Origin of the sequence: Stenotrophomonas pictorum JCM 9942 (assembly GCF_001431585.1) — a bacterium.
Taxonomy (GTDB): Bacteria; Pseudomonadota; Gammaproteobacteria; order Xanthomonadales; family Xanthomonadaceae; genus Stenotrophomonas; species Stenotrophomonas pictorum.
The window spans coordinates 1-537 of the sequence record NZ_LLXS01000071.1; the positions used below are offsets into that span (position 1 = coordinate 1).

Annotated in this window: 1 protein-coding gene; it reads right to left on the bottom strand. The window is 65.7% G+C overall.

Going from position 1 to position 537, the window contains the following annotated elements:
- A partial coding sequence (locus tag ARC78_RS16825; RefSeq protein ID WP_057506628.1) for a hypothetical protein occupies positions 1–537 on the bottom strand: 537 nt, incomplete at both ends.

Consider the following 537-nt stretch of genomic DNA (forward strand, 5'->3'; position numbering starts at 1 on the left):
CCAGACCCAGCACCGGGTACACGCTCAGATCGATCTTGTCTTCCAGCTCGCGGCGCTCCTGCTCCAGATCGGCCTTGAACTGCGGATCGGCGGCCAGCCCGGTGGCGGCCAGGCTGACACTGGTCTTGGCCGAGATCACGCCCAGGTCGGCGTAGAAGCCCAGGCCTTCACCGCGCGAACGGTAGCCCACGCCCACATACGGCGCCACGCTGTCCTTGATTTCCACGCGGCCACGCAGCTGGCCCACATCGGCGGCGGTGTACTGCACGCCGTTGAACTCGTAGACCCCGCCGGCACGCGGGGTACCGGTGACAGCCGCGCGGATATCACCGACCACCAGACCGGCCGAGACGTGGAAGCCGCCCGACAGCGGATGCCAGTTGAGCTTGACGGTGGCGTTGTTGAATTTCAGATCACCCTGGTAGCGGACGTCATCGGTGTTCTCGTCGCCGTCGATGGTGAAGGCGTTGTAGCCCACGGTGGCGGAGAAGCGCTCGGTGAACTGCGAATTCAGGTCCACGCCATAGCCCAGCGTGG